Origin of the sequence: Streptomyces sp. AC555_RSS877 (assembly GCF_019049245.1) — a bacterium.
Classification (GTDB): domain Bacteria; phylum Actinomycetota; class Actinomycetes; order Streptomycetales; family Streptomycetaceae; genus Streptomyces.
This window is the reverse complement of the sequence record NZ_JAGMUK010000164.1, coordinates 1-24,049: the sequence shown is the minus strand read 5'-3', so window position 1 is coordinate 24,049 and position 24,049 is coordinate 1. Positions and strand designations below refer to the sequence as shown.

The window sequence follows — 24,049 nt, the reverse complement described above, 5'->3', positions numbered from 1 at the left end:
GCGAACTGCAGTTACTCCTCGCGGTCTGGACCGGCGCCTGCCCCACCTGTCACCGCGACATGCCAGACCCCATACCGACCTGACCAAGCCCTACTAGGTGCCGTATCCGGCATCCGTGTGATGCGGTGATGGGATGCGTGGCGTAGCCAACGCGGCGAGGCGTCCCGGCCATCGGCAATGCTGATCAGCTGCGCAGCACGGATGCCCCGGCCGGTTCCTCTCGGCCTCTTAGGGGTGCTTTCAGAAAGCCGGGTGCTTGCGGGCGAGGGTCATGCAGTGGGCGAGCTGGAGGAAGGCGTCGTGCATGTCGTCTCTGGTTTCCCAGCGGGTCCGTAGGCGGCGGGGTCCGTGGAGCCAGGCGATGGCCGACTCGGCGACCCACCGGACTTTGCCCAGGCCCGAGCCGTGTGGCTGGCCTCGCCGGGCGATCCTCGGTGTGATGCCGCGCTCGCGCAGACGGCGGCGGTAGATGTCGTAGTCGTAGCCGCGGTCGGCGTACAACGTGCGGGGCTTGCGCCGGGGCCGGCCCCGCTTGCCCCGTACCGGCCCAAGGCTGTCGACCAGCGGCAGAAGCTGGGTGACATCGTGACGGTGACCTCCGGTCAGCGACACCCGCAGCGGAGTGCCGCGGGCATCGGTCATTCACGTGATGCTTCGAGCCCGGCCGTGCACGGTCAACCGGGCTCGGACCGACTTTTGGGCTGCTTCGCCCCCGCTTGGCCTGGACATGCGAGGCATCGACGGTGGCGCGGGAGAAGTCGAGACGGTCCGCCGCCCGTAACCCGTCCATGACCTCCCACGGCTTCCGCCGCGCCATGGTCACACCCCACAAAAGACGGGATCACATACCTCTCCACCGTGCCACAACACGATCTTTCTGCAAGGACTCCTTATCGACTTTCGCACCTGGACGCGCATCGCAGCCGACAGCGGTCAGCTGAGCGGGGAGGAGGCCGGCAGGTCTTGGTCGGCGGCCCAGGAGGCCAGGATGCGCAGTCGTTCGTGGGTGGGGGAGCCGGGCTCGGCGGTCCAGACGGTCAGATTCTGGTCGGGGTCGGTGTTGGCGGTGAGGGTGTCCCAGTCCAGGACGAGTTCGCCGACGACGGGATGGTTGAGGGTCTTCGTGCCCACGGTGCGGGCGGCGACGTGGTGTTCGCCCCACCATTTGGCGAACTGCTTGTCGCGCAGGGACAGTTCGCCAACCAGCTCGATCAGGCGGGGGTCCTCGGGGTATTTCGCGGCCTCCATGCGCAGTTGGGCGACGGCGATTTGCGCGGAGGTCTCCCAGTCGGCGTACAGGGTGCGCATGGCGGGGTCCGTGAAGATGATCCGCGGGTAGTTGCGGTGCTTTTCCGCGAGGCGGGAGAAGTCGGTGACCAGGGCGGCGGCCAGTGCGTTCCAGGCGAGGATGTCCCCGCGCCGGCCCTGCACGATGGCCGGGGTGGCGGTGAGGTCGTCCAGGACCCGCTGCAGTTGCGGTTGCACCTTCTGCCTGCTGCGGCGCCTCGTGCGGGTGCTGGTTTTGCCGGCGAGCTGGAAGAGGTAGCCGCGCTCGTCGTCGTCCAGGTGAAGTACCCGGGCGAGGACGTCCAGCACGGGCGCGGATGCCTGCATGCGGCCCTGCTCAAGGCGGGTGTAGTAGTCGGTGCTGATGCTGGCGAGCTGGGCGACCTCCTCGCGGCGCAGCCCGGCCACCCGGCGTGGCTTGTCCGTCTCGGGCAGTCCGACCGTGCGCGGGCTCAGCTCGGAGCGGCGCTTCTTGAGGAATTCTCCCAGCTCATTGAGGGGAACGTTGGCAGTCATGCTGCCCAGCATGGCACCGTTCGCACCTGGGGATGGGGGGAGAAATTCCTCCCAGGATGGTTTCCTCCCGGGATGGATTTCTCCGCTTTTTGCGCTTGCCCTCGCGTGTGAGGCTCGGTATCGAGCAGCCGATCCTGATCCCGGCTGCGGCACACCGACCCTCGCACCGAAGGAAGACCCATGCGCGGAGCAGTCATTCACGCCCCCGGCGATGTGCGCTTCGAGAGCCTCGACGACCCGAAGATCCTCCAGCCGACCGACGCGGTGATCCGCACGGTCGCCGCCTGTGTGTGCGGCTCGGACCTGTGGCCCTACCGCGGCGCGGAACCTGTCGACGAGCCTCATCCGATGGGGCACGAGTACGTCGGCATCGTCGAGGAGGTCGGCAGCGAGGTCGCCAACGTCAGGCCGGGCCAGTTCGTGGTCGGCTCGTTCGCCACCTCGGACAACACCTGCGTGAACTGCCTGAACGGCTGGCAGTCCTCCTGTCTGCACCGCGAGTTCATGAGCACCTGCCAGGCCGACTACGTCCGCATCCCCAACGCCCACGGCACCCTCGTCGCCACCGACGAGCACCCGGACGCCGAGCTGGTGCCCGGCCTGCTCGCCGTCTCCGATGTGATGGGCACCGGCTGGTACGCCGCCCTCGCCGCCGAGGTGAAGCCCGGCTCGACGGCCGTAGTGGTCGGTGATGGAGCGGTCGGGCTGTGCGGTGTCATCGCCGCCAAGGAACTCGGTGCGGAGCGGATCATCGCCATGTCCCGGCACGAGTCCCGGCAGAAGCTCGCCCTCGAATTCGGCGCCACCGACATCATCAGCGAACGCGGCGAAGAAGGCGTCACCCGCGTGAAGGAGCTGACGAACGGCATCGGCGCCGACTCCGTGCTGGAGTGCGTCGGCACCGCCGAGTCCATGCGGCAGGCCCTGCACTCCACGCGCCCCGGCGGCAACGTCGGCTTCGTCGGAGTTCCCCACGAGGTCTCGATCGACGGCCAGGAGCTGTTCTTCTCCCAGGTCGGCCTGCGCGGCGGCCCGGCCCCCGTGCGCCGCTACCTGCCCGACCTGATCGACCGGGTCCTGTCCGGCCGGATCAACCCGGGCAAGGTCTTCGACCTCACCCTGCCCCTGGACCAGGTTGCCGAGGGCTACAAGGCGATGGACGAGCGCCGCGCCATCAAGGCCCTCCTCAAGCCCTGACCGCACGCGTCCACACCCGGGGGCCGCACCCAGGCGGTGCGGCCCCGGACCGCACACCATCCCCGCTCACACAAGGACCGACCATGACGACCTTCGCCCTCGTCGGCGCCGGCCCAGGCCTCGGGCTCGCCACCGCCCGCCGCTTCGGCGCCGTCGGTCACACCGTCGCTCTCATCTCCCGCGACGCGCAGAAGCTGGACGGCCTGACCGCAGAACTCGCCCGTGACGACATCCAGGCCCGCGGCTTCACCGCCGACGTCCTCGACATCGAGTCGCTGACCACGGCGCTGTATGCGGCTGCCGAGGCCCTGGGGGTCATCGAGATCCTCCAGTACAGTCCCGTGCCCCGCGCCGAGTTCATGAAGCTGGTCCTCGACACGAGCGCCGACGACCTGGACGCCCCGCTCGCCTTCTCCGTCAAGGGCCCCGTCACCGCGGTGAACGCCGTCCTGCCCGGCATGCGCGAACTCGGCCGCGGCACGCTGTTGTTCGTCAACGGCTCCAGCGCCGTACGCCCCAACCCGAAGGTCGCCGGCACCTCGATCGCCTTCGCCGCCGAGAGCGCCTACGCCCGCATGCTGCACGACACGCTCGCTCCGGAGAACATCCACGCCGCCCAGCTCATCATCCCCGGAGCCATCCGGCCCGACGCCGAGCACAGCAGCCCCGACGTGCTGGCCCAGCGCCTGTACGACATCCACCAGGAACGGGACGGCTTCCGGCACTACTCCGAGCCCCTGCCCGACTGACTCCCAGGACGACACCCATGAACTCGGCCGCCCTCCGTGCCCTCGCCCCCCGCAGCCACGGCCGCCGCCGTCCCCCTGACCGTGGCGGCCTGTACCGACACCTCGCCGGCCTCCCCATCTGCGACATCCTCGGCCCGGCAGCAGACACCGACGGCCGAGGCACCGTCCGCCAGGAACACCGCACCGTCCGACAGGAACACCGCCATGGACATCCAGGTCACCCTCGACGGCCGCCCCGTCGACGCCACCCTGAACGACAGTCCTGCCGCCCGTGACTTCGCCGAACTGCTCCCGCTCTCCCTGGATCTGGAGGACTTTCACCAGACGGAGCGGATCGCCGACCTGCCGCGCAGGCTGACCACCTCGGGCGCTCCCGAGCCGCGCGCGCCGAAGGCCGGCGACCTGACCTACTACGCGCCCTGGGGCAACCTGGCCCTCTTCTACCGCGATGGCGACTCCGCCAACCCCGACCTGCTCATCCTCGGCCACATCGACGCCGACCGGCTTGCCGGGGCCGACCGGATCACCATCGAAGCCGCGCCCTGACCCGCCCCCCGTTCGTCCCGACAGGAAGGGGGGAGAAGATCCTCCCCTTTTTCGTCCGGTTCGCCGCATGGGACCGTCGAAGACGTGGCCGCGCCGTCCACTGTCCGCCCCGACGGCTTCAGCCGCCACCACGATCCCCCGATGTCCACGCAAGGAGAGACCACACGTATGCCTTCCGCGTCCGGGACCACCCCCGGCAAGCTCCCCTTCGTCGTCTGGGTGCTCGCCGCCGGCACGTTCCTGATGGGGACCACCGAGTTCGTCGTCGCCGGCCTGCTGCCGGAGCTGGCCGGTGACCTCGGAGTCAGCGTTTCCCACGCAGGGCTGCTGATCACCGCCTTCGCCATCGGCATGATCATCGGCGCGCCCACCATGGCCATGGCGACCCTGCGTCTGCCGCAGCGCCAGACGCTGGTTCTGGCCCTGTCCGTGTTCTGCCTCGGACATCTGGTCGCCGCCCTCAGCACCTCCTTCACGATCGTCCTCGCCGCCCGTGTCGTCACCGCCCTGGCCACCGGAGCGTTCTGGTCCGTGGGCTTCGTCGTCGCCACCACCGCCGCGGGACCGCACAACGCCACCCGCGCCACGGGCGTCATGATCGGCGGGCTGACCCTGGCCAACGTCGTCGGGGTGCCGATCGGCTCCTTCGCCGGCCAGTTCACCGGCTGGCGCGGCCCCTTCTGGGCCCTGGCCGTCCTCTCCGGGCTCGCCGCCGTCTTCATCGGCCGCTTCATCCCGGCCCAGGAACAGCGCGTCGAGGTGTCCCTGCGGGCCGAGGTCCGGGCCCTGCGGCAGGGCCGGCTGTGGCTGGCGCTGGGTGCCGCGATGCTCATCATGGGCGGGGTCCTGGCGACGTACACCTACGTCACGCCGCTGCTGACCGACCGCGCGGGCATCCCGGCAGGCGCCGTACCGCTCGTCCTGATCGCCTTCGGCGTCGGCGCCCTGGGCGGCACCACCACGGGCGGCCGCCTGGGTGACCGACGTCCGATGTCCACCACCATCACGGCCGCCGCGGCCACCGCCCTGGTCCTGTTCCTGATGATCCCGCTGTCCGGCAACCCAATCACGGCCACGCTCCTGGTCTTCCTCATGGGCCTGACCGGCTTCACGGTCAACCCGGTGGTCACCGCCCTCGCGATGCGCTTCGCGGGCGATGCCCCCACCTTGACCTCGGCGCTGACCACGTCCGCCTTCAACACCGGTATCGCCGCCGGATCGGCGCTCGCCGGTACGGCCCTGGACTCCTCCCTCGGCCTGACCGGGCCGCCTCTGGTCGGCACCGTCATCGCCGCCCTCACGCTGCTGCCGCTGATCGCCCTCGCCGTCCACGGCTCGTCCGGCAAGGGCCGGATCGTGGCCCGGAGCAGCGCTCCCACGCACGCGCGACGCGACGAATCCGCGCAGGTTCCGTCGCAGCACTGACCCAAGCCTGGATCCGCGTCCTGCCGAATGCGAACCCGACGACGTACCCGCCAGCGAGAGGACTTGGCCCATGACCGTGAGCAACGAAGCCTTCACCGGTAAGGCGGCCTTCGCGACCGGAGCCGGATCCGGCATCGGCCGCGCCACCGCCGTCGCCTTCGCCCGCGCAGGCGTCCGCGTCGCCCTCGCCGACCGGTCTCCGGACGGCCTGCGGAAGACCGTACGGCTCATCGAGGAGGCGGGGGGACGGGCATTGGCCCTCACCTGCGACGTCACCAGCGAAGACGACGTGAAGTCCGCCCTGGACGAAACCGTCCAGGCGTTCGGACGCCTGAACGCCGCCTTCAACAACGCCGGCATCGAGCAGCCGGTCAAACCGGCCGCGGACATCCCCAAGGACGAGTGGGACCATGTCATCGGCGTCAGCCTCACCGGCATGTTCCTGTGCATGAAGCACCAGATCCCCCTCATGCTCCAGCAGGGGAGCGGCGCGATCGTCAACGCCTCGTCCGGCGCCGGCGTCAAGGGCTTCAAGGGACAGGCGGCCTATGCCGCGGCCAAGCACGGCGTCATCGGCATGACCCGTTCCACCGCCCTCGACTACGCGGCATCCAACATCCGCGTCAACGCCGTCTGCCCCGGCATCATCGACACCGAGATGATCCGGCGCTTCGCCGAAAGCACACCCGAGGACGGGACGCCCTGATCGCGGACGAGCCGATCGGACGCCTCGGCACACCCGACGAGATCGCCGCCGCCGAGCTCTGGCTCTGCTCGGACGCCGCCTCCTTCGCCACCGGCCACCCCCTGGTCGTCGGCCAGACCGTCTGACGGAGGCTCACCAAGCCGTCCCGCCGCAGCTCATCAAACAGCCCCGGTACCACTCGCACCGCCACACCTCAGCGCTCGAAGGGAAAACCCGACGTGAACCCCAGCTACGACTTCACCGGCCAGGTCGCCCTCGTCACCGGGGCCGGGGCCGGTATGGGCCTGGCGACCGCTCGCGCGTTCGCCGAGTCCGGAGCCGCCGTCGCTCTCACCGACATCGACGAAGCGGCCCTGAACGCGGCCGCGAAGGAACTCACCGACGCAGGCCACCAGGCCCTCGCCCTCACCTGCGACGTCAGTGACGAGGACCAGGTCGCCGCCGCGGTCGACCGCACCGCCCGGACCCTCGGCCGCCTGGACATGGCGTACAACAACGCCGGCATCCAGATCCCGCCCAGCGACGCCGCCGACGAACCCACCGAGCGCTTCGACCGCGTCAACGCCATCAACCTCCGCGGTGTGTGGGCGTGCATGAAGCACGAGCTGCGGCACATGCGCGCCCAGGGCAGCGGCGCCATCGTCAACTGCTCCTCCCTGGGCGGCCTCGTCGGCCTCCCCGGCCGCGCCTCCTACCACGCCTCCAAACACGGAGTCATCGGTTTGACCTCAAGCGCCGCCCTCGAATACGCCCCGCGCGGCATCCGCGTCAACGCGATCTGCCCCGGCACCATCGACACACCCATGGTCAGCGACATGATCGCCAAGGGCGAGCTCGGCCGCGCCGAGGCCGAGGCCAACCAGCCCATCAACCGGCTCGGCACTGCCGAGGAGATCGCCCAGGCGGTCCTTTGGCTGTGCAGTCCCGGAGCGGGCTTCGTGGTCGGCGTCGCCCTCCCCGTCGACGGCGGCTACGTCGCCCGCTAGAAACAGCCGACCCACGAAAGAGAGCAGAGAGAGATCATGGAATTCATCAAGCAGCAGCCCAGCAGCAAGGCCCCGGCGGACTGGTTCACCGGCGACGTCTGGTGGGACGTCATCGTGGCGGGCCAAGAGCCGTCCCGGATGCGCGCCAACCTGGTCCGCTTCTCACCGGGCGCCCACACCAACTGGCACTCCCACGCCGTGGGCCAGACCCTGCACGTCGTTTCCGGCATCGCCCTGATCGGCACCCGCGACGGCACGATCCTCGAGGCCCACCCCGGCGAGACCGTCGCCTGCCCGCCGAACGAGGAACACTGGCACGGCGCCGCCCCCGACCGGTTCACGGAGCACATCGCCATGTGGGAGGGCACAGACGACGGCACCCCCGAGACCACCTGGGCCGAGCCGGTCACCGACCAGCAGTACAACGGCTCCCGCACCCGCAACCGGTAGCCCCGGCCCCTCGATCACGCAGGCCGGGCCGACTCAGGACGTCCCGGCCCCGGACGCGTCCACGAACGGGGCGACGAGGCTCCTCCCTGCCGTATCCCGCGCGAAAGTGCCCCCGATGACGTCGGCCATTCGCTCCTGACGGAGCGTAAAGGGGGAGGAAAGTCTCCCTGCCACGAGCGTTGCCCGTGGTGCAAGACTCCCCATGCGACCAGTCGCCGCCGCCAAGGCGCGCGGTGGCCCGGTTCCCCGCGGTGACGACGCTCCGTTCTCCCGTCCCGCTGGTGTGTACAGCCGATCCGTCCGCGATACGAAGGCGTACGTATGTCCACTGAACACCCCGAGTCTGCCGTTCCACCCCCCACCGGAGCCGGCGAGTCCGCCCCGGCGCCCACTCGGCGCACCTTCATCGCCACCAGTACGGCGGTCGGTGGTGCGGTCGTCGCGAGCGGGGTGATCGGAGGATCACTCCTCGCGGCTCCGGAGGAGGTGGCCGCCGCCGAGGCGCCACCCTCCAGCCACGTGTCCCTGACGGTCAACGGCACTCGCCGGACCGTGACGGTCGACAACCGCACGTCGCTGCTGGACCTGTTGCGCGAGCATCTCGGCCTCACCGGCTCCAAGAAGGGCTGCAACGCCGGGGCCTGCGGCGCCTGCACCGTGCTGGTCGACGGCCAGCGGGTCAATGCCTGTCTGACGCTGGCCGTTCGCCTGGAGGGTGCCGAGGTCACCACGATCGAGGGCCTGGCCGAGGGCGACCGACTCCACCCGTTGCAGCAGGCGTTCATCGACGAGGACGCCTTCCAGTGCGGCTACTGCACACCAGGCCAGATCGTCTCCGGTGCCGGCTGCATCCAGGAAGGCCACACCGGCTCTCCGGAGGAGATACGGGAGTGGATGAGCGGCAACATCTGCCGCTGCGGCTGTTACGTGAAAATCGTGCGCGCGGTCGAGCAGACCGCCGCCCGGAAGTAAGGAGCGGCCGTCATGCATCCCTTCACCTACACGCGCGTGTCCGACACGCGGGAAGCCCTCAACGCCGGTCGTGGTGGCGGTCGTTACATCGCCGGCGGCACCACGCTGGTCGACCTGATGCGGGAGACCGTCGAGCGCCCCGAGGCGTTGGTCGACATCAGCGGTCTGCCGCTGGACGAGATCACCGTCACCGAGCGCGGCGGGCTGCGTATCGGTGCCCTGGTGACCATGTCCGAGGCCGCCGCCCACCGTAAGGTGCGCACCCTGTTCCCGGTCGTCTCCGAGGCGTTGGAGCTGAGCGCGTCGGCCCAGCTGCGGAACATGGCGACCATCGGCGGCAACATCATGCAGCGCACCCGCTGCACCTACTTCCGGGACGTGACCGCCGACTGCAACAAGCGCGAGCCCGGTTCCGGCTGCGCGGCGCTGGAGGGCGTCAACCGTACCCACGCCATCCTGGGCACCTCCGACGCCTGCGTGGCCACCCACCCCTCCGACGTCGCCGTGGCGTTCACGGCGCTTGAGGCGCAGGTGCGCCTGCTGGGCCCGGACGGGGAGCGCCAGGTCCCCTTCGCCGACTTCCTGCTGCGGCCGGGCAGCACCCCGAACCGTGAACAGGCCCTCAGAAAAGGCGAGTTGATCACCGCGGTGGAGATCCCCGCAGTGCCGCGTCCGCTGAAGTCGGGCTACCTGAAGGTGCGGGACCGGCAGTCCTACGAGTTCGCCCTGACCTCGGCGGCCGTCGCCCTGCATGTGCGCGGCGGGGTGATCCGCGAGGCGAGAGTGGCCGCCGGAGGGGTGGGCACGGTGCCGTGGAAGCTGCCGGCCGTCGAGCAGCGCCTCGTCGGCGAGCGCCCCTCGGACGCGTTGTGGACGGCCGCTGCCGTCAAGGCGGCGGAAGGCGCCCGTCCCCTTCAACACAACCGGTTCAAGGTCGAGTTGCTCAAGCGGACCGTCGAACGCCAGCTGCGCATCGTAGGAGGTATTAAGTGAGCCCCCAGCCGCAGGCAGCCGTGGGTGCGCCGCTGTCCCGGGTGGACGGCCGGCTGAAGGTCACGGGCAAGGCGCAGTACGCCGCCGAGTTCGATGTCGACGGGGCGGTGCACGCCGTCATCGTGGACGCGAGCATCGGCCGCGGGCGTATCACCGGCATCGACACGGGCGCCGCCGAGGCCCACCCGGGCGTGCTGCGGGTGATCCACCATGGCAATGCACCTAAGCTGCCGTACCGCGACAACGCCGGGTCGAACAACCCGCCGGGCCGGCGGCTGCGGGTCTTCCAGGACGACCGTGTCCGCTTCCATGGCCAGCCGGTCGCCGTCGTGGTCGCCACCACCCTGGAGGCCGCGCAGCACGGCGCGAGCCTGGTGAAGGTCGAGTACGACGCCGAACAGCCCTCGACGGACCTGCACGAGGCGGAGCGGGACAAGCCGACGAACTACGCGCGCGGCGATGCGGAAGCGGGCCTGCGCGACGCTCCCGTACGGCTGGATCTGACCTACCAGTTGGCGCGCAATCACCACAATCCCATGGAGCCGCACGCCACTATCGCCCGCTGGGACGGCGACAAGCTGACCGTCTGGGACAAGACGCAGTGGGTGATGGGCACGCATGACGAGCTCGCGGCCGTGTTCGGCCTGCCCGCGGAGGCGGTGCGCGTCATCAACCCGTTCGTCGGCGGCGGCTTCGGCAGCGGCCTGCGCTGCTGGCCGCACAGCGTCGTCGCCGCCCTGGCCGCGCGGGAGACGAAGCGTCCGGTCAAGCTGGTGCTGAGCCGTAAACAGATGTACTTCGGCACCGGCTTCCGGCCGTCGTACGAGTACCGGCTGCGCCTCGGCAGCGACCGGCGCGGCCGGCTGACCGCCGCGATCCACGACATCGACGCCGAGACCTCCTCCTACGAGACGTTCACCGAGGCCGTCATGGGCGCGGGGCAGATGCTCTACAGCATGCCGAACGTCAGCCAGGCGTACCGGACCGCCCCCCTGGACGTGAACACCCCGATCTGGATGCGTGGCCCCGGCTTCGCCTCGGCGTCGTTCGTGATCGAGTCGGCCATGGACGAACTCGCGCACAAGCTGGGCGTCGACCCGATCGAGCTGCGCCGGCGCAACGAACCGAACGAGGACGAGTCGAACAACCTGCCGTTCTCCACCCGTCGGCTGCGCGAGTGCTACACCGTCGGCGCCCGCGAGTTCGGCTGGCAGCGCCGCACCCCCCGACCCCGTTCGAGGCGCGAGGGCGACTGGCTGATCGGCCTGGGAATGGCCGCCGGCGTCTACGACCCCGGGCGTTACCCCGCACAGGCCCGGGCCCGCCTCGATGCCGACGGCACCGCTGTGGTCGAGGCGGCCACCAGTGACATGGGACCGGGAACCTACACCTCCCAGACCCAGGTCGCCGCCGACGCCCTCGGGCTGACCATGCGTACGGTCACCTTCCGGCTCGGCGACTCCCTCTACCCGCCGACCTCGCCGCACGGCGGCTCGGCGACCATGGCCAGCGTCGGCACCGCCGTCCACGACGCCTGCACCCAAGTGCGGCAGCAGGCGATCGAGCTGGCCGTCGAGGACCGCGAGTCGCCGCTGTACGGGGTGAAGGCGGACGACGTGGTCGTACGCGGCGGCCGACTGTACGTGCAGGGCAACCCGGCCCGCGGCGAGACGTACCGGACGCTCCTGGCCCGCAACAACCGCACCCACCTCGAAGCGAGCGGCTCCTACACCGGGCCGCCTAGTCCCGAGCGGCACTCCTACCACGCCTACAACGCCACCTTCGCCGAGGTCGCCGTCGACGCGGCCCTGGGCCTCGTACGGGTCAGGCGCATGCTCGGCGTGTACGACGCGGGCCGCATCATCAGCCCCAAGCTCGCCGACAGCCAGGCGATCGGCGGCATCGTGGGCGGCATCGGCACAGCCCTGCTGGAACACACGGCCACCGACCACCGCGACGGCCGGATCGTCAACGCCAACCTCGCCGACTACCTCGTCCCCGTCAACGCCGACGTCCCCGACGTCAGGGCGATCTACCTGGACGGCGAGGACAACGACGGCAACGCGCTCGGCGTCAAGGGACTCGGCGAGGTAGTCCAGGTGGGGGTGGCGGCCGCGATCGGCAACGCGGTCTTCAACGCCACCGGCCGCCGCATCCGCGAACTGCCCATCACCGCCGAGGCGTTGCTCTGACCCGTACGCTTCGGCCCGGCGAAGTGCACACCACTCGTCCGGCAGCCTGCCCCCGTCCGGCTGCCGGACTTCCGAGGGCCGCCGCATGACGTTTTCCCCGGCGTCGTGGCGGCGGCCCGCTCACCTTCCGATCTGGTCCTGCCGTGGAGAACTGCCATGCTGAACATCGCGGACACACTGCACCGCTGGTGCCGCGAGGCACGCCCCTTCGCCCTGGCCACCGTCGTCGACGTGCACGGCAGCGCACCCCTGCCGGTCGGCACGTCGGTAGCCGTGGACGAGGACGGCAACGCCGTCGGCAGCATCTCCGGCGGCTGCGTCGAGGGAGCGGTCTACGAGCTGTGCCGGCAGGTGCTCCATGACCGGGGCACGCCGCAGCGGGCCTGGTTCGGCTACTCCGACGACGACGCCTTCGCAGTCGGTCTGACCTGCGGCGGCGAACTCGACGTCCTCGTCCAGCGCATCGATCCCGCAGCCCAGCCGCACCTGTCCACGGCCCTCTCCGAGATCGTTCAAGGGCGATCGGTCGCCGTGGCACAGGTCGTGGACGGCCCGGATCGTCTCCTCGGCTCCACGCTGAGCGTGCTCGGCGGCGGCCATGCCGCCTACGGGCGCGTGGACGGCGGCCCGACGGACCGGGCCGTGGCCGACCGGGCCAGGGCCCTGATGCGGGCGGGCCGCACGGTCCGCATCGACATCGGCGGGCAGGCAGACGAATGCCCCGAACGGCTGTCCGTCCTCGTTCATGTCCATGCGTCCCCGCCGCGCCTGCTGGTCTTCGGTGCCGTCGACTTCGCCGCGGCCCTCAGCCAGGCCGGCCGCTTCCTGGGCTACCACGTCACCGTCTGCGACGCCCGCCCCGTCTTCGCCACTCCCGCCCGCTTCCCGCGCGCGGACGAAGTGGTCGTCGACTGGCCCCACCGCTACCTGGAACGCACCGAGGTGGACGAGCGCACCGCCGTATGTGTCCTCACTCATGACGCCAAGTTCGACATCCCGCTGCTTCGACTGGCACTCGACCTGCCCGTCGCCTACGTCGGGGCCATGGGTTCCCGGCGCACCCACGACGAGCGCATGCGCCGCCTGCGCGAGCAGGGTGTCACGGAGAGCCAGTTGGCCCGGCTGCGTTCCCCCATCGGTCTCGATCTTGGAGCCTCCACACCCGAGGAGACGGCCGTCTCCATCACCGCGGAGATCATCGCCCAGGCCAACCACGGCACGGGCAGACCTCTGACCCAGATCACCGGCCCGATCCACCGGCCGTCGGAGTTGGCGGGCTACCGGTAGGCCGGCCTCACGAACCGACAAGGATGAGGTTCCAGCGCTGGCAGTCGCAGCTGGGCTGCCCGCACCCCGGCACCTTGTTCGCCGCGATCGGCGCGCCGGTCCCGGTCCAGCAGCACACGACCGCCTGGTCCGCCTGCCCGTCGGCGTCGCGCCGCCACCTCCGAGCACCCGGCCCACTGAGGGTCGTCGCCGGCCCGCAACGCGCCGTGCGCCACCACGTCGTGGCCGCGCTCGCGCAGCTCGGCGAGGAGCGCGCGGGCCAGGGGCTCGTCCATGTCCGAGGAGACAGAAATCCGCGTGCCGAACGTCCTACCCGACTCGCTCCACCGTCACAACCGCCGGTGGGACGGTAGCTGCGGAAGTGCATCCGGAGCATTCCATTCACCTCCCTGAGCTGGGCTTTTGCACTCAGACGCAAGAGTGTGTCGGTGCCGTGGAGGAACTGAAAAGGTGATCTCGAAGCCCAGCACGGACCGGTCGAGACCGTTCCGGGGCCTCGGCACCGAGGAAAGTGGCGAGGTGCCGACCTACGACCCGAAGGGGAACGAATGCGATCGACTGTCCTCACCAGGACGCTCGTCACCGCCACCGCTGTCGTCGCCATGGCCGCCGGGAGTCTGGCCGGCGCGAGCGCCGGGTTCGCGGCATCCGACTCGGCCCCGCAGCAGGCCGTGGCCGCCGAGGCCGCGCCGCTCGCGGTGGTCAATCTCGGGCTGAACTCCACTCGGGCCAAGGCCGTCCAGCGCTGGTTGAAGGCGCGCTGGAACTACACCGACCCGATCGACGGACAGCTCGGCACCGACAGCTGGAAGGCCTTCCAGCGCCACCTCAAGGCCTCCTGGGACTACAACGGCAACATCGACGGTGACCCCGGAAGCGGCACGATCAAGGCGCTGCAGCGCAAACTGTCGCAGTCCGATTACGGCTACACCGGCAACATCGACGGAGATGCCGGACCGGGGACCCAGGCAGCGCTCAAGAAGTTCGCCGACTGGTGCGACAGCGTCTACTGATGCCGCGGTCCTGAGACGGCCCGTCGCCGCATGAGCGGTTGAGCCGATCTCGAACAGACGGGCCCCGGTCGCCCGGGCATGCGCACGGGGGGGTGCCCGGGCGACCGGGGCCCGTCACCCGCACACGTCACCCGTCCAGGTGCGGTTCACCGGGCAACGCCCGTCCCTGCCCTTCGACCTGCCGACCGCCACCCACGCTGGGGGAGACACCATGCGCACCCGCACCCACCGCCTGGCCCTCGTCTGCGGCACCGCCGTACTGGCAGCCGGAGGCTTTCTCACCGGCGGCCCCACGGCGAGCTCCGCATCGAGCGCCACAGCGGCGGAGACGCACTGCAACCACATCGACGACTCCGCCCGGCCCACCGTCAACCCCGGCGCCACGGGTGACGCGGTTCGCCAGGTGCAGTGCCTCGTCAACTTCTACAGCGGCTTTCACCACTGGCTGGAGGAGGACGGGGGGTACGGCCCGAGGACCCTGGAGGGCGTCCACTGGGTGCAGACCTGCAACGGTACCGCGGGTGGCCCGGACGGCATCGTCGGCCCCGGTACGTGGTCCCGCCTCTACGCCCCCAAGCCCGAGTGCGCTCTCCAGCCGAGCCCGCGGATCCACGGATCCACAGGAAGGACCACACGATGAGGCGCTCGGCCCTCTCCGGCTCCCGGAGCACCGGGCAGTCGGCTCCCCTCCTGCGCCGCCGCACGTTCCTGACGGCCGCCGGAGCCGCTGCCGCCTTCGGCGCGGTGTCGCCGCCCCCGGCCCTCGCCGCCACGCCTGCCGCGTACACGCTGCTGACCCGCGGGGACTGGGGCGCGGACGAGAGCCTGCGCTTCACCACCGGCGGCACCGAACGCTGGCCGGCGCAGTACTACCCCGTCCAGACGCTCAGCGTCCACCACACCGCCGACGGCAGCAACGACCCGGACCCGGCCACGCGGGTCCGCGCGATCTACCGCACCGCCGCCGGCGCATACGGCGACATGGGCTACAACTACCTGATCGACGAGAACGGCCGGGTCTACGAGGGACGCTGGTCCGGCACCGACGGCACGGCCGCGCACGACGCCGCCGGCCGGCTCGTCACCGGGGCGCACATCGAGGGCTACAACTCCGGGAACATCGGCATCGCCCTCCTGGGAACGCTGACCGACAGACCCGCGTCATCCGCCGCACGCGGCGCGCTGGTCCAGCTGCTGGCCGAGCTGGCCGAGCGGCACGCGCTCGCTCCCCTGGGCAAGGTGGTCTACCGCAATCCCGTCAGCGGAGTGAGCCGGCCCGCACCGGCCATCGGCGGGCACCGTCACTGGGCGGTCACCGACTGCCCCGGCACGGTGTACACCGCCATGCCGTCGATCCGTGACGCGGTCGCCGCGCTGATCGCCCGGTGACGGGTGACCGTCACCGGCGGTGCCCCGGGCGGGGCGGCGGGCAGTGCCGAACCCTCCGTGGGGCGGCGTGGTCACTGAGGGCGGCCCGGGGTGTTGGCACGGAGCAGCGCGGCCCCGAGGGGGGTCAGGGTGTGCAGTACGGATGCGGCGTGCCGGTGGCTGACGATCAGACCCGCGTCCCGCAGGGCGGTGGCGTGGTTGCTGGCCGACGACGCGGAGACCACGGCGGCACGGGCGAGTTCGCCGGTGGTGGCGCCGGTGGCGACGGCACGCAGGACGGCGGCGCGGGTACGGCCGAGCAGGGCCGCCAGGGGGGCGCCGGAGCCGAGGTCGCCGGGGAGAGCGGTGTGGTGGGGCTCGTGGCTGAGTGAGTAGATCAGTACAGGGTCGAGCGTGGTGTCGCCTAAGGTCACCGGGTTCCCCCAGCAGAAGTACGACGGGATCAGGAGGAGCCCGCGGCCGTTCAGATACAGGTCGCGGTCCTCGGGATAGTCTGTGTGCAGGACGGGGCGCCGCCATCTCAGGGTGGGTCCCAGGCTCTGGAGGATCCCGTCGACCCCTCCGTTGAGCACGGCACGGGCGCGGGCGGCCCGTTCCGCTTCAATACGGGCCTGGATGTGATCGCCGTGCGGGGCGATGGCGGTGTCGTAGTAGGTCCGCAACGCCTGTACCAGTTCCTCGCGCATGTCCTTCTCCACCAGCCGTGTCGCCCAGGCCGGAGCCCCACTGGTGCGGGTGAGGATGCCCACCTCGTCCAGGATCTGGCGCTGCGGGACGGCCAGGATGGCCTCCAGGCCGGCGTCGAGCCCTTCGACGGCCTCGGGCGGGGTGAGAAAGTCGGGGAAGTAGGTGGCGCGCGGGACCAGGGGCAAGAGCAGGGTGCGCAGCGTACGGGCGAAATCCGCCGCGTGCAGCCGGGCGCGGGCGGCGCGATGCCACTCCGCGTAGGCCCAACGCCCTTGGCGGGACTGGAAGCGGTGCAGGCTCACACAGATCTCCCACAAGGGGTCCGGCGCGGCCGCGATACGGGTCCTGACCAGATCGGCATCGGTGAAGTGGATACGGAGCACTGAGTTCCCCCCAGGTGTTCTGCGCCTTCGGGCAGAGGAAACCATCCTGACTGCCATGTTCGCGTCAGAAACACCCCGGGAGCGCGAGCCAGCGTGTCGGCGCGCGTCGACTCGTATGCCCGACCCCGTGCAGCAACGGCACTCGAGGACGGCGCCGCCGGCACCGGTGCGCTCGTTCGCCCCTATGCCATGACCGGGGGGCGCACCAGGCCGCGATACCAACTAGCCATCGAGGCACTCGTATCGACTACCGCAGATCCCCAGCAGATGCGGGGACTGCTGCCGGAGCATCAGCGGATCTGCCACCTGTGCCGTGACATCAAGGCGGTGGCGGAAATCTCGGCGCTGCTCGCCATGCCTTTGGGCATCGCACGCATCCTGGTGGCTGATCTGGCGGAAGCAGGACTCGTTGCCATTCACGCACCGGGAGGAAGCGAAGACCAGGGTGGTCAACCCGACACGGCTCTGCTCGAGAGGGTGCTCAGCGGGCTTCGTAGGTTGTAGCCGCCCGCCGATGCGGTGCGCCAGGGGACCTGTACGTCACCGTGCACGTCGACAGCTGATCAGCCGCCGACTCCGGCGCTATCGGTTGTCGTAACGGTCGTGAAGGATCTTGACGGTGTCGGTCCACGCGCTGTCGGCCTGCTGGGGCAGGTAACTGACCGCGCACAACCGGCAGCTGCTCCACGCCCTGTCGCAGCCCGACTCCCCGGTCCGAGCGCTGCCGACCCAGCCGCATCCAGGCTGAAGCCACTGAGTCGCTGCCCGATGTCCGGGGCAGGTGGTGGCTTCGCCGCAAAGTGCAGCTGACCAGCGGGACGAAAGGCGTACCCGGCCATTCACCGCCCACGGGCTCGGAGGCGGGCCCGCCCTGGCGGGAGGAACCATCCGTGGTCAGATACGGCGGGCGGCCCAGACGGTGCGCTCGGTGAGTACCGTCAGGTCGTCGCGGCGCAGGATGCTGTGCGGGCTGCTGGCGTCGAGGAGCTGGTCGAGCGCGGTCAGGTCCTCGGGGGAGAGCCTGTCTGCGATGACGCTGCGGATGCGCTGCAGGACGCCGGTGGCGTAGCGGCCGATCGCTTCGCTGCGCGAGCCTTCGAGGTTCACGGCGATGGCGCGTTCGCCCTCGACGGTGAATCCGGCGGCGGTCAGCATCGGGCCCCAGTCGGCGCCGCGGTGGGGCATGTGTTCGACTTGGCGGCGGTCGGCTGCGGCGTGGACGCGCTCTTCCAAGCCGGGCCTGTCCTCAGGGGCGTTTTCGGGCAGGAAGCGGGGATGGCCGGCCAGTTCGACGACGGCGAACAGGCCGCCGGGCACGAGCGCGTCGTGGACGTTGCGCAGTGCGCGGTCGGGGTGAGCCATGTGGTGCATCGAGGCCGATGCCCAGACCAGGTCCGGTGAGCCGAGGTCGGGCCAGGCGTCGTCGTCGAGGTCGGCCTGCACCGTGCGTACGCGTTCCTCGACGCCGCGGGTGCACGCCTTGGTGCGCAGGCGCTGCAGGTGTTCGGCGGAGGCGTCGACGGCGGTGACATGCGCGTCGGGGAAGCGGTCCAGGAGGGCGAAGGTGCCCGCTCCCGTGCCGCAGCCCAGGTCCACGATGTGGTGCGGGGCGGTCTGCAGCGGCAGCCATGCAGCCATGGAGGAGATGTGCTCGGCGAGGACCTCGGCGTCCAGGTCGAGGATCTCCGCCTGGCCGTCCATTGCGTGCTCGTGGTGGTGACCGTGCGAAGCGCCGTGGTGGGGGGTGTGGGTGTGTGCGTGGTTCATACTCTTCACGCTAAGGCGCATATGCCCCTGCGGCACGAAGCGTCCCCGTTTACGCAAGATGATGGTCGAGGGCGCTGCCCGACGCGCAAGATGTCCCGCCAGGGAAGGCCGTCGTGCGGCCTCACGGTCACTCGGGAGCCTGGGTGTCATCGTCGCTGTCGCCCTGGTGGCCGCGGCGGGCGTCGCGGTCGAAGATGCCAAGGATCTCGCAGGGTCCGCCGTCGGCGCCGATCGCGTGCGGCATCATCGTGGGGAACTCGGCGGCCTGGTTGGTCTCGAGGCGGAAGCGGCGGTGGCCGAGCATGAGGATCGCGGTGCCGGACAGGACGACGAGCCATTCGCGCCCCGGGTGGGCGCGCATGCGCGCCGGGTTCTCGGGGGGCGGTTCGGTCATGCGCTGCCGCACCACGCTCATCCCGGGGTCGGCCTTGATGGTCCAACGCATCCGGCCGTGGGTGCTGTCGATCGTCGGACTGGTGACGACGTCGTCGGTGGCGGTCTCCACGAGCTGATCGAGCGTGGTGTCCAGGGCGCGGGCGAGGGTGACCAGCTGATCCAGTGCGAGGCGGCGCTGGCCGTTCTCGATGCGGCTCAGCGAGGACTGACTGAGGTGCGCGCGGGAGGCCAATTCCTCCAGGGACCAGCCCTGCGCGACCCGCAGTGCGCGGATGCGTTTGCGTACGAGGCTGTCCAGATCTCCATCTTCTTGCGTCATAGGCAACAGAGTATGTCTTGGACGCAACTGCGGCTTAACGTCGTGTGCAGATGGTCCGCAACGTCTGGGACCAGTGCACGAGGAAAGGCAGGAGGCCCATGGCTGTGACAACTTCTCCGTACGCGAGTGACGCACTGCCCGAGGGGACCGTCGATGTGGTGGTGATCGGCGGGGGCGCCGTAGGGCTGAACGGAGCGCTGATACTCGCCCGCTCCCGCCGCTCGGTCGTCGTGATCGACAGCGGCTCCCCGCGCAACGCGCCCGCCGAGGCCATGCACGGATTCATCGTCCTGGACGGCACCCCGCCGCCCAAGATCCTTCGGCGGGGGCGGGAGCAGGTGCGCCAGTACGCAGGGCGCGTCGTCTTCGGTGAGGTGGCCTCGTCCGAGTCCGCCGCCCCGGCGACGGACGGGGATCTGCGGTTCACCGTCACCTTGGCCGACGGACGGAGCATGAGTGCGCGCCGGGTCCTGGTGGCCACCGGCCTGAAGGATGTGCTGCCCGAGGTCCCCGGCCTCGCCGACCACTGGGGCCGCGGTGTGGTGCACTGCCCGTACTGCCACGGCTGGGAGGTGCGTGATCAGCCCATCGGCATCCTCGCCACCGGCCCGGCCTCCGTCGGCCATGCGTTCCTGTTTCGGCAGCTGACCGAGGATCTGACCTTCTTCGCCCAGGGCCTGACCTGGATGAGGCCACCCGCGCCCGGTTCGCGACCCGCGGCATTCGCATCGTCGACACCCCGGTGCAGGAGGTCGTCAACAACGAGGACGGCACCCTCGCCGGCGTGCGCCTGGCCGATGGCCATGTCGTGGCCCGCAGCGTCCTCGCAGTCGCCACCCGGATGGAGGCCCGTACCGAGGGCCTGGAGGGCCTGAAGCTGCCGATGCAGGACCTGCCCGACAACATGGGCCGCGGCTTCGCCTGCGGCATGGCGGGCGCCACCGAGGTGCCGGGCGTCTGGGTGGCGGGCAACGCCACCGACCTTGCCGCCCAGCTCGGCGCCGCCGCAGCGGCCGGCGCCCTGGCTGGCGCCCACATCAACAGCGTGCTGGCCACCGCGGACACCGACGCGGCCCTCGCCGCAGCCCAGGGCGACACCCCCGCCCTCTGATATCCGGCGCGGCACCGGCCGCCGCACGCCCCCGGTGTGCGCGGCGGCCCGGGCCCCACCCGCCCCCTTCACTCAGCGACCGGTCCTGCTCCGGCGCTGACTCGGCATGCCCTTTTGAGAGGAATCCATGAGTACGAACCAGCCCGTACCGGTCACACCGGCCGGCGACCGGGGCGCCCCCGACCCGCGTCAACTGCGCACGATCCTGATCACCGTCTCCACCGCCCTGATGGCGGTCATCGCCTCGGTGACCGGGCTGAACGTCGCGCAGACCCACATGGCCGTGGAATTCGGTGCCTCCCAAAGCACGGTCCTGTGGATCATCAACATCTACACCCTCGCCCTGGCCGCCCTGCTGCTGCCGCTCGGCGCCCTGGGCGACCGCCTGGGCCGCAAGCCCATGCTCGTCGCGGGACTGGGAGTCTTCGGCATCGCCACCGTGGTTGCCGGCCTGGCCCCGACGGCCGAAGTGATGCTCGCCGCCCGCGTGGCCAGCGGCATCGGCGCCGCCATGATCATGCCGATCACGCTCGCCGTCATCACCTCCACCTTCCCCGAAGAGCAGCGCAGCAAGGCAATCGGCGTGTGGACCGGTATCGCCGGAGGCGGCGGCATCCTGGGCATGTTCCTCTCCGCGCTCCTCGTCGACGTCGCCGACTGGCGCTGGCTGTTCGTGCTGCCCGAGGTCCTAGTCTTTGTGGCCCTGGGCATGACGCTGAAGTCGGTTCCCAACTCCCGCGAGATCTCGGCCCACCGATTCGACACCGTCGGCGCTCTGCTCTCCATCATTGCCGTGGTCGGTCTCATCTTCGTCCTACAGGAAGGCCCCGAACGCGGCTGGACCGCCCCTGCGACGCTGATCAGCCTCGCCGTCGGCCTCATCTCGACGGTCGGGTTCGTGGCCTGGGAGCTGCACCGCCGCGACGCCTCCCTGCTGGACGTGCGCCTGTTCCGGGAGCGCGGGCTGTCGGGCGGCTCGATCACGCTGCTGGTGGTCTTCGGTGTCCAGGCGGGCATCGGCGTGGTCCTCTTCCCGTTCTTCCAGGCCGTACTCGGCTGGTCGGGTCTGCTGTCCACGGTCGCGATGATGCCCATGGCCGTCGCGATGATGATGTCCTCCGGCCTGGCCCCCAAGCTGGCCGCAGGAATCGGCGCCCGCTCGACCATGGTGGTGGGCATCGCGCTGGCCGGCGTCGGCATGGCGCTGATGGCTCTGTTCGTCTCCGTCGGCGGGGGCTACCTGTCGGTGCTACCCGGCCTGCTCGCCATGGGCGTCGGCATGGGCCTGTCGATGACCCCATCCACGGAGGCCATCACCGCCTCCCTGCCGCGTGAGAAGCAGGGAGTCGCCTCCGCCCTCAACGACGTCACCCGCGAGTTCGGCACCGCACTCGGCGTCGCCCTGCTCGGTGCGCTCGTGTCCGCCGGCTACCGCAGCGCCATCGACGACAAGCTGCACGGCATCCCCCAGGGCGCCGCGGACACCGCCCGGGAAGGCGTCGCCAACGCCGTCGAGGTGGCGGGCAGCACCGGACCACACGCACCAGACCTGCTCCACGCAGCTCAGCAGTCATTCGTCGACGGCTGGCAGCAGGCCATGTGGGCAGGCTCCGTCATCATGGGCGCCCTGTTCATCTACATCACCCTGCGCGGTCCCAAGAACACACCCTCCGCGGCCGCGGACGAGACAGACCCCGCTGAGGCCGTCTCCGCCGGCTGACCGAACAAGCCCCGGGCCACAGCAAGCAGACCGCTCTGCGGATACCGCGTTCGCCAGCCGCTCACCAGGGGACCAGGAAGCCCCTGAAGTCCGGGACCGGAAGCGTCGGAAGGCGATTGCTGCGACTCCCCGCTGGCCCTCCAGATCGGCGTGGGTACCCGCGTCCTCCGGCGGCTGCGGACTGCAATAGCAACCCCGGCACGAGCGAGGCTGCGACCGGATCCAGGGGCCGGTCGCAGCCTCGTTCGTGCTGCGTGCACCATCTGACCCGCCCAAAGTATTCGTGTGCGCATGGGTTCAACACACTGCACTTGACAGGGAACAGGCGCGATCGGTGTACAGCTTGGTGAAGAGCTGGTGCCCGCACCCGCCCAGCCAAACGCCGCACCAGTAGGTCTGGTCAGCATGGTGAGCCCGGAAGTCGTCGAGCTCTATTAGGACTCCGTTACGTCTGTCTCGCGGTGCTGTTTGGGGGCATGTTGGGGGTGTGGACGCACATGAAGTGAACCGTGCTCGGGCGAAGTTGGCGTTATTCGTCGCTGATGTGTTCGCGTCGGTGCCGCGCAAGGATCAGCGGGCGAAGGGTGACTGCTATCTGCGGGGTCTGATGGTGGACGGTCGCCGCAAGTCAATCCAGGCCATGGCGGAGCGGCTGCCGGACGGCAACGAGCAGAACCTGCAGCAGTTCGTGAACCAGTCGACCTGGGATCCGGTGCCGGTGCGGCGGCGGATCGCGGAGCGGATGGTGCCGCTGCTCGGCCCGGATGCCTGGGCGGTGGACGATGTGTCATTCCCCAAGGACGGGAAGATGTCGGTGGCGGTCGCGCCCCAGTACTGCGGAACCTTGGGCAAGCAGGCCAACTGCCAGGTCGCGGTGAGCGTGCACGCGGTCTCCGACACCGCGTCCTGTCCGCTGCAGTGGCGCCTGTTCGTGCCCCAGGAGTGGGCGGACGATCCCGTCCGCCGACGCAAGACGGGGGTCCCTGAGGAGATCGGGCACCGGGAGAAGTGGCGCCTGGCCCTGGATGTCCTGGACGAGCTGGCCTGTTGGGGGCTCGTCCCGCCCGTGGTGGTGGCCGACGCCGGCTGCGGGCAGAACGCCGACTTTCGCGACGGGCTGGAACGTCGGAGCATCGGCTACGTGGTGGCGATCCGCTCGGACGTGACCGCCCACCCGCACGATGCGGTGCCCACTGCCCCGCCCTGGTCGGGCAACGGCCGCAAGCCTCAGCCCCGCTACCGCGACAAGCCGTCCCCGGTGGCCGCGCTCGCGGCCAACCAGAGGCGGCAGGCCTTCACCGAGGTGACCTGGCGAGAAGGCTCCCGCGGACCGATGCGTTCGCATTTCCTGTCCCTGCGGGTGCGGCCGGCCGGGATCAAGTCCCGACGCCTCGCCCAGGACGCCGCCACAGACGAAAACTGCTGGGACGGCGTCGTGCCCGAGGTCACACTGCTGGTCGAATGGCCCGTCAGCGCCCAGGCGCCCACCGGGTACTGGCTGTCCAACCTGCCCGACACGCTCTCCCTCGCCGAACTGGTCCGACTGGCGAAAATCCGCTGGCGCATCGAGCACGACTACCGCGAACTCAAACACGGCCTCGGCCTGGACCACTTCGAAGGGCGTTCCTGGACGGGGTGGCACCACCACGTCACCCTGGTCACCGCCGCCCACGCCTTCCTCACCGAACAGCGCCTGGCCCCAAAAGCCGATACACCGGACTCACCCGCTACCAGATCCTCGACACCATCCAGGACCTGCTGAACTGCTGGACCGGCATCTGCACCACCTGCCACCGCCCCCTGCCCAGAACATCCACCACCAGCCAGAACACAAGAGCCAGACCAACTTAACGGAGTCCTACTAGTGCTGGATTCCTCTTTGGCTGGGTATATGTCCTGTTGGCGGGGTAGTTGAGGGTGCTCGGGGGCGGGTGCTGGGCGATGGTTTTATGGGCACG

At 70.2% G+C, this 24,049-nt stretch carries 22 protein-coding genes and 3 pseudogenes; 19 read left to right on the top strand and 6 right to left on the bottom strand.

Annotation, left to right across the window (positions count from 1 at the left end):
* Positions 1–240: 240 nt before the first annotated feature.
* Together KUM49_RS38210 and KUM49_RS38205 are read right to left on the bottom strand one after the other, a co-directional pair.
* A pseudogene (locus KUM49_RS38210) lies at positions 241–781 on the bottom strand (IS5 family transposase); the annotation flags it as partial.
* Between the two features lie 152 nt (positions 782–933).
* Positions 934–1,815 carry a helix-turn-helix domain-containing protein gene (locus tag KUM49_RS38205; RefSeq protein ID WP_217241562.1) on the bottom strand — a complete coding sequence of 294 codons (882 nt, stop codon included), beginning with the start codon at positions 1,813–1,815 and terminating at the stop codon, positions 934–936.
* 168 nt (positions 1,816–1,983) lie between these two features.
* On the opposite strand from KUM49_RS38205, the gene KUM49_RS38200 reads away from it, so the two are divergent.
* The 12 genes from KUM49_RS38200 (at position 1,984) to KUM49_RS38150 (ending at position 13,306) form a co-directional block, all read left to right on the top strand.
* Positions 1,984–3,000 carry a zinc-dependent alcohol dehydrogenase family protein gene (locus KUM49_RS38200; RefSeq protein ID WP_217241561.1) on the top strand — a complete coding sequence of 339 codons (1,017 nt, stop codon included), beginning with the start codon at positions 1,984–1,986 and terminating at the stop codon, positions 2,998–3,000.
* 83 nt (positions 3,001–3,083) lie between these two features.
* Positions 3,084–3,749, top strand: a complete 666-nt coding sequence (locus KUM49_RS38195; protein WP_217241560.1) for an SDR family oxidoreductase — start codon at positions 3,084–3,086, stop codon at positions 3,747–3,749.
* Between the two features lie 204 nt (positions 3,750–3,953).
* On the top strand, positions 3,954–4,295 hold the full coding sequence (locus KUM49_RS38190; RefSeq protein ID WP_217241559.1) for a cyclophilin-like fold protein: 342 nt from the start codon (positions 3,954–3,956) through the stop codon (positions 4,293–4,295).
* Positions 4,296–4,463: 168 nt separating this feature from the next.
* A complete protein-coding gene (locus KUM49_RS38185) occupies positions 4,464–5,720 on the top strand; it encodes an MFS transporter (protein WP_217241558.1) in 1,257 nt (418 codons plus the stop codon).
* Positions 5,721–5,790: 70 nt separating this feature from the next.
* The gene (locus KUM49_RS38180; RefSeq protein ID WP_254402415.1) at positions 5,791–6,426 is read left to right on the top strand and encodes an SDR family NAD(P)-dependent oxidoreductase; all 636 of its coding nucleotides are present in this window, start codon (positions 5,791–5,793) and stop codon (positions 6,424–6,426) included.
* Positions 6,330–6,551: an SDR family oxidoreductase gene (locus KUM49_RS50435; protein ID WP_308406943.1), complete on the top strand. Its 222-nt coding sequence runs from the start codon at positions 6,330–6,332 to the stop codon at positions 6,549–6,551. Before KUM49_RS38180 ends, KUM49_RS50435 begins: the two co-directional genes overlap by 97 nt.
* A gap of 93 nt (positions 6,552–6,644) precedes the next feature.
* Complete coding sequence (locus tag KUM49_RS38175; protein ID WP_217241557.1) at positions 6,645–7,412, top strand: SDR family NAD(P)-dependent oxidoreductase; 768 nt, start codon at positions 6,645–6,647, stop codon at positions 7,410–7,412.
* Between the two features lie 36 nt (positions 7,413–7,448).
* On the top strand, positions 7,449–7,862 hold the full coding sequence (locus KUM49_RS38170) for a cupin domain-containing protein (protein WP_217241556.1): 414 nt from the start codon (positions 7,449–7,451) through the stop codon (positions 7,860–7,862).
* 321 nt (positions 7,863–8,183) lie between these two features.
* Entirely contained in the window at positions 8,184–8,834 is a 651-nt protein-coding gene (locus KUM49_RS38165) for a (2Fe-2S)-binding protein (RefSeq protein ID WP_217241555.1), read from the top strand.
* Between the two features lie 12 nt (positions 8,835–8,846).
* A complete protein-coding gene (locus tag KUM49_RS38160) occupies positions 8,847–9,827 on the top strand; it encodes a xanthine dehydrogenase family protein subunit M (protein WP_217241554.1) in 981 nt (326 codons plus the stop codon).
* Positions 9,824–12,019, top strand: coding sequence for a xanthine dehydrogenase family protein molybdopterin-binding subunit (locus tag KUM49_RS38155; protein WP_217241553.1), 2,196 nt, complete (start codon positions 9,824–9,826; stop codon positions 12,017–12,019). The genes KUM49_RS38160 and KUM49_RS38155 overlap by 4 nt, the downstream gene beginning before the upstream one ends.
* A gap of 156 nt (positions 12,020–12,175) precedes the next feature.
* On the top strand, positions 12,176–13,306 hold the full coding sequence (locus tag KUM49_RS38150; RefSeq protein WP_217241552.1) for an XdhC/CoxI family protein: 1,131 nt from the start codon (positions 12,176–12,178) through the stop codon (positions 13,304–13,306).
* Positions 13,307–13,334: 28 nt separating this feature from the next.
* Here KUM49_RS38150 and KUM49_RS38145 read toward each other — a convergent pair.
* Positions 13,335–13,581: pseudogene (locus KUM49_RS38145) on the bottom strand (RpiB/LacA/LacB family sugar-phosphate isomerase); the annotation flags it as partial.
* 273 nt (positions 13,582–13,854) lie between these two features.
* Between KUM49_RS38145 and KUM49_RS38140 the strand changes: the two are divergent.
* From KUM49_RS38140 to KUM49_RS38130, 3 genes are all read left to right on the top strand, one after another.
* Complete coding sequence (locus KUM49_RS38140; RefSeq protein WP_217241551.1) at positions 13,855–14,319, top strand: peptidoglycan-binding domain-containing protein; 465 nt, start codon at positions 13,855–13,857, stop codon at positions 14,317–14,319.
* A 211-nt stretch (positions 14,320–14,530) separates the two neighbouring features.
* Complete coding sequence (locus tag KUM49_RS38135; protein WP_217241550.1) at positions 14,531–14,959, top strand: peptidoglycan-binding protein; 429 nt, start codon at positions 14,531–14,533, stop codon at positions 14,957–14,959.
* On the top strand, positions 14,956–15,708 hold the full coding sequence (locus KUM49_RS38130) for a peptidoglycan recognition family protein (protein ID WP_217241549.1): 753 nt from the start codon (positions 14,956–14,958) through the stop codon (positions 15,706–15,708). Before KUM49_RS38135 ends, KUM49_RS38130 begins: the two co-directional genes overlap by 4 nt.
* Before the next feature lie 71 nt (positions 15,709–15,779).
* Here KUM49_RS38130 and KUM49_RS38125 read toward each other — a convergent pair whose 3' ends face one another.
* The gene (locus KUM49_RS38125; protein WP_217241548.1) at positions 15,780–16,778 is read right to left on the bottom strand and encodes a helix-turn-helix domain-containing protein; all 999 of its coding nucleotides are present in this window, start codon (positions 16,776–16,778) and stop codon (positions 15,780–15,782) included.
* Positions 16,779–16,871: 93 nt separating this feature from the next.
* Between KUM49_RS38125 and KUM49_RS38120 the strand changes: the two genes are divergently transcribed.
* Positions 16,872–17,282: a DUF742 domain-containing protein gene (locus tag KUM49_RS38120; protein WP_308406942.1), complete on the top strand. Its 411-nt coding sequence runs from the start codon at positions 16,872–16,874 to the stop codon at positions 17,280–17,282.
* Between the two features lie 390 nt (positions 17,283–17,672).
* Here the strand turns inward: KUM49_RS38120 and KUM49_RS38115 are convergent, their stop codons facing one another.
* Both KUM49_RS38115 and KUM49_RS38110 read right to left on the bottom strand, forming a co-directional pair.
* A complete protein-coding gene (locus tag KUM49_RS38115; RefSeq protein ID WP_217241547.1) occupies positions 17,673–18,545 on the bottom strand; it encodes a trans-aconitate 2-methyltransferase in 873 nt (290 codons plus the stop codon).
* Positions 18,546–18,672: 127 nt separating this feature from the next.
* Positions 18,673–19,260 (bottom strand): helix-turn-helix domain-containing protein, encoded by a 588-nt coding sequence (locus KUM49_RS38110; RefSeq protein WP_217241546.1) that lies wholly within the window; start codon positions 19,258–19,260, stop codon positions 18,673–18,675.
* Positions 19,261–19,358: 98 nt separating this feature from the next.
* Between KUM49_RS38110 and KUM49_RS38105 the strand changes: the two are divergent.
* The 3 genes and pseudogenes from KUM49_RS38105 (at position 19,359) to KUM49_RS38095 (ending at position 23,853) form a co-directional block, all read left to right on the top strand.
* Positions 19,359–20,371 (top strand): annotated as a pseudogene (locus KUM49_RS38105) (NAD(P)/FAD-dependent oxidoreductase).
* 127 nt (positions 20,372–20,498) lie between these two features.
* Entirely contained in the window at positions 20,499–22,091 is a 1,593-nt protein-coding gene (locus KUM49_RS38100; protein WP_217241545.1) for an MFS transporter, read from the top strand.
* 487 nt (positions 22,092–22,578) lie between these two features.
* Entirely contained in the window at positions 22,579–23,853 is a 1,275-nt protein-coding gene (locus KUM49_RS38095) for an IS701 family transposase (RefSeq protein WP_217241544.1), read from the top strand.
* Positions 23,854–24,049 lie beyond the last annotated feature (196 nt).